General features: G+C 65.5%; 1 protein-coding gene. It reads left to right on the plus strand.

The genetic code is table 11. The features are described from left to right. Positions 1 to 3,934, plus strand: a 3,934-nt coding sequence (gene putA / locus EIEH_RS08570) for a trifunctional transcriptional regulator/proline dehydrogenase/L-glutamate gamma-semialdehyde dehydrogenase (RefSeq protein WP_035609263.1), incomplete at its 5' end; no start/stop codon positions are given. Between the last annotated feature and the right edge of the window lie 115 nt (positions 3,935 to 4,049).

Below are 4,049 nucleotides of genomic sequence, written 5' to 3' on the forward strand. Positions count from 1 at the left end.
AACGACAACCATGGGCGTTAAGCTTGATGACGCCGCCCGCGAGCGCATCAAGGCAGCCGCCAGCCAGATTAACCGTACACCGCACTGGCTAATCAAACAGGCCATCTTCAGCTATCTGGATCGCCTGGATCAGGGCGAAACGCTGCCGGAACTTCCGCTCTCCTGTGTCGATCCCCTCCCTTTGGAAATAGCAGGGACACCACCACAGGAGGGACATACGCCCTTCCTGGCGTTCGCCGAACAAATTCTGCCGCAGTCGGTGCTGCGGGCCAATATCACCGCAGCCTACCGGCGCGCGGAGAGCGATGCCGTTCCTATGCTGCTCGAACAGGCCCGTCTGCCCTCCTCCCTGGCCAAGCAGGCGTATCAATTGGCCTACCGTCTGGCAGGGCAGCTGCGCGGCCAGAAGAACGCCGGCGGACGGGCCGGAATGGTCCAGAGTCTGCTGCAGGAGTTCTCCCTCTCCTCCCAGGAGGGCGTCGCACTGATGTGCCTGGCCGAGGCGCTGCTGCGCATTCCCGATAAGGCTACACGCGACGCGCTGATCCGTGACAAGATCAGCGGCGGAGACTGGCAATCGCACCTCGGCCACAGCCCCTCACTGTTTGTCAACGCCGCCACCTGGGGGCTGCTGTTCACCGGCAGGCTGGTCGCGACCCACAGCGAGGCCCACCTCTCCCACGCCCTGAGCCGGATCATCGGCAAGCGCGGTGAGCCCCTGATCCGCAAAGGGGTAGATATGGCGATGCGTCTGATGGGGGAGCAGTTCGTCACCGGTGAAACCATCGACGAAGCGCTGGCCAACGCGCACCGCTTAGAAGCCAAAGGCTTCAGCTACTCCTACGACATGCTGGGTGAGGCGGCGCTGACCAGCGCCGACGCGCTGGCCTACCTGTGCTCCTACCAACAGGCGATCCATGCCATCGGTAAAGCCGCCAACGGGCGTGGCATCTATGAAGGACCGGGGATCTCGATCAAGCTCTCCGCCCTGCACCCGCGCTATAGCCGCGCCCAGTATGGGCGCGTGATGGAGGAGCTGTATCCCACCCTTAAATCGCTCACCCTGCTGGCGCGCCAGTATGACATTGCGATCAACATCGACGCCGAAGAGGCTGACCGTCTGGAGCTCTCCCTCGATTTGTTGGAGAGGCTGTGTCATGAGCCCGAGCTGGCCGGCTGGAACGGCATCGGCTTTGTGATCCAGGCCTACCAGAAGCGCTGTCCTGCGCTGATCGACTACCTGATCGATCTTGCCGCCCGCAGTCAGCGCCGTTTGATGATCCGCCTGGTGAAAGGGGCCTACTGGGACAGCGAGATTAAGCGCGCCCAGGTCGACGGGCTGGAGGGCTACCCGGTCTACACCCGCAAGGTCTATACCGACGTCTCCTACCTGGCCTGCGCCAGGAAGCTGTTGAGTGTGCCCAGCCTGATTTACCCTCAGTTCGCCACCCATAACGCCCATACGCTGGCGGCCATCTACCAGCTGGCCGGACAGAACTACTACCCGGGGCAGTATGAGTTCCAGTGTCTGCACGGCATGGGTGAGCCGCTATACCAACAGGTGGTCGGTAAGGTCGCCGATGGCAAGCTCCATCGCCCCTGCCGTATCTATGCGCCGGTCGGCACCCATAAGACGCTGCTGGCCTACCTGGTGCGTCGTCTGCTGGAGAACGGCGCCAACACCTCCTTCGTCAATCGCATCGCCGACACCAATCTGCCGCTGGAGGAGCTGGTCGCCGATCCGGTCGCCGCGGTGGATCAGTTGACGGCGCAGGAGGGGCGCCCTGGACTCCCCCATCCGAAGATCCCACTCCCGCGCGATCTATATGCCCCGGGACGTGCCAACGCCATCGGACTGGATCTGAGCAATGAGCAACGTCTGGCCTCCCTCTCCTGCGCCCTGTTAAACGGCGCCAATCAGCGGCTGGTGGCGATACCGCTGCTGGAGCAGCCCTGTGCCGAAGGCGAGCTGCGCCCCCTGCCTAACCCCGCCGAGCCGAATGACATCGTCGGCTATACCCGCGACGCCAGCGGGCAGGAGGTCGAACAGGCGTTGGCGAGCGCGCTGCGTAATGCTCCCATCTGGTGTGCCACGCCGCCGCAGGAGCGCGCCGCCATCCTGGTACGGGCGGCCAGCCTGATGGAGCGCCAGATGCCGACGCTGATGGGGATCCTGGTTCGTGAGGCGGGCAAGACCTTCGCCAACGCCATCGCCGAGGTGCGCGAAGCCGTCGACTTCCTGCGCTATTACGCCGGGCAGGTGCATGCCAGCTTCGACAACGAGACCCACCGCCCGCTGGGCTGCGTGGTCTGTATCAGCCCGTGGAACTTCCCGCTGGCCATCTTTACCGGTCAGATCGCCGCCGCGCTGGCCGCCGGCAACAGCGTACTGGCCAAGCCCGCCGAACAGACACCGCTGATCGCCGCCCAGGCCATCGCCATCCTGCACGACGCCGGCGTCCCCCCCGGCGCCGTGCAGCTGCTGCCGGGGCGCGGTGAAACCGTGGGCGCCCAGCTGGTCAATGACAGCCGGGTACGCGGCGTCATGTTTACCGGATCGACAGAGGTCGCCAAGCGGTTACAACGCGCCGTCGCCGATCGGCTCGATGCACAGGGCCGGCCGACGCCGCTCATCGCCGAAACCGGGGGACTCAACGCGATGATCGTCGACTCGTCGGCGCTGACCGAACAGGTTGTAACTGACGTTGTCACATCCGCCTTCGACAGCGCCGGGCAACGCTGCTCCGCCCTGCGCCTCCTCTGTCTGCAGGAGGAGATCGCTGACCATACCCTGACCATGCTGCGCGGCGCCATGGCCGAATACCGCATCGGCAACCCGGAGCGACTGGGCTGCGACATTGGCCCGCTGATCGACACCGAGGCCAAGAGCAGCATCGAGCAGCATATCCTCGCCATGCGGGCCAAGGGACACCCGGTATTCCAGGCGGCACACAGCCAGGAGGAGGAGGCCCAGTGCGACGCGCGGGGTAACTTCGTTCCACCCACCCTGATCGAACTGGACAGCCTCAACGAATTACAAGAGGAGATCTTTGGTCCGGTGCTGCACGTGGTACGCTACCGCCGCGAGCAGCTGGATACGCTGCTGGCCCAAATCAACGCCTCGGGCTACGGCCTGACCCTCGGAGTACATTCGCGCATCGACGAAACCATCGCCCACATCGCCCACAGCGCCCACGTCGGCAATATCTACGTTAACCGCAATATCGTCGGGGCCGTCGTCGGCGTACAGCCCTTCGGTGGCGAGGGACTCTCCGGTACCGGGCCGAAGGCCGGCGGCCCGCTATACCTCTACCGCCTGCTGGCCCGCAGTCCGGAAAATACCCTGACGCTCGGCACCGACGCCTCCCCGCACCAGCCGAACAACGCCACGCCGCCGCTGCAGGCCCTGAACGACTGGGCCGCCGATCGCCCGGCGCTCCAGATCCTGTGCCAGCACTACGCCAACCAGTGTCCCGCCGCCGTCCCGCGCCCGCTGGGCGGACCGACAGGCGAACGCAACACCCTGCTCTTTGTCCCGCGCGAACGGGTACTGTGCGCGGCGGGCAACGAGGACGACGCGCTGATCCAGCTGGCGGCGGTCATGGCGGTCGGCTGTCACGTCCTGTGGCCGGACACGCCACTGCACCGCGCGCTGCACCGGGATCTTCCATCGGCGGTCGCAGCGTGCATTACGCTGAGTCCGCCGGAGAGCCTGATGGCGCAAGAGTTCGACGCCGCGATCTACCACGGCGACAGCGATCGGCTGCGCCTCCTCAGCGGGCAGATTGCCGCCCGCAGCGGCGCCATCGTCCCGCTGCAGGGCCTGGCGCCCGGCGACACGCAACTGCGTCTGGAACTGTTGGTCCACGAGCGCGCGCTGAGCGTGAATACCGCGGCGGCAGGCGGCAACGCCAGCCTGATGACCCTGAGCTAACCCCGCCTCGCGCCCCTTCGTGGGGCGCGCCTTCCCCGGCTATTCACGGCTGGCATCCCAACCCCGGCCGCAAAAAAATACCGCCCACCGGATGGTGAGCGGTATTTTTTACCTT

This window comes from Edwardsiella ictaluri ATCC 33202 (genome assembly GCF_000264785.1).
Classification (GTDB): Bacteria; Pseudomonadota; Gammaproteobacteria; order Enterobacterales; family Enterobacteriaceae; genus Edwardsiella; species Edwardsiella ictaluri.